Source organism: Oceaniferula marina (genome assembly GCF_013391475.1).
Classification (GTDB): domain Bacteria; phylum Verrucomicrobiota; class Verrucomicrobiia; order Verrucomicrobiales; family Akkermansiaceae; genus Oceaniferula; species Oceaniferula marina.
In genome coordinates this window covers 1-872 of sequence record NZ_JACBAZ010000052.1, presented here as the reverse complement: position 1 = coordinate 872, position 872 = coordinate 1, and the positions used below count along the sequence as shown (strand labels likewise).

Sequence of the window (872 nt, the reverse complement as noted above, 5' to 3'; positions counted from 1 at the left end):
AGCATTCATTCCGCCTTGCGAGAATAACCGTTGAATCCACTGAGTGAACAAACTTATGGTTTCATCCTTCGAGCCGATTCGGAATAGTCAACCATTTGAATGATCTGCCTATTTTTTCGCATAACGTAAAGTTCACCCGCCGTGATGTAATGGTGGATAAACGGGTTAAAATTTCAATCTTGAGAAACAGAAGTAAAATCTGGCACCTCAGCTACTAACGGTCGGGTGCAACGACTTGTTCTGCTTTTTATTTGAATAGCTCTAGAAATATAAGAAAAGCCTAGCAAAAACAGATGGAGCTAAGAATAAGGCTAAAGGTATAACTAGTAAGAACAACCAGGGAAATTCAAAATTACTTCCTCGTTCATCTTTAAATGAACGAATTACAAAGGGTGTCATGGATTCGGATCTATTGACAAGATATAACCCACTTTCTTCTCCCTCAAAAATAGTGCTATCATTATTAATCACTACAACACCTGTAGATGTACCCTCGTCGTCATTCATTGAATAAGAGGTGTAACCACCATGATATGAAATACGGCACAAACCATTTTGGGCTTCGACCATTACCGAACTCACACCAATGAAAGATTGATAAACTATATTAGATCCAAAGATATTAACAAAAAACGGCGCTAATAAAATACATGTGAATATTGATAGTAGTATGCGATATATTTTCATTTTTTGCAGAACGTAAAGCTCACCCGCCACGATGAAATGGTAGATGAACGAATTAATAGATTTCCTTTTGAGGAACAGAAACAAAACCTGGCACGGCGGCTACTAGTGGTCGAGTGCAGCGACTTGTTATGCAATTAGTTTCCTCCGTCTTTCCTGATGCTTTTACGAATGACTCGGAATACAGA

Annotated in this window: 1 protein-coding gene; it reads right to left on the bottom strand. The window is 38.4% G+C overall.

Translation table 11 applies throughout. The features are described from left to right. Positions 1-261 precede the first annotated feature (261 nt). Positions 262-717: a hypothetical protein gene (locus HW115_RS19505; protein WP_178935342.1), complete on the bottom strand. Its 456-nt coding sequence runs from the start codon at positions 715-717 to the stop codon at positions 262-264. Positions 718-872: the final 155 nt, after the last annotated feature.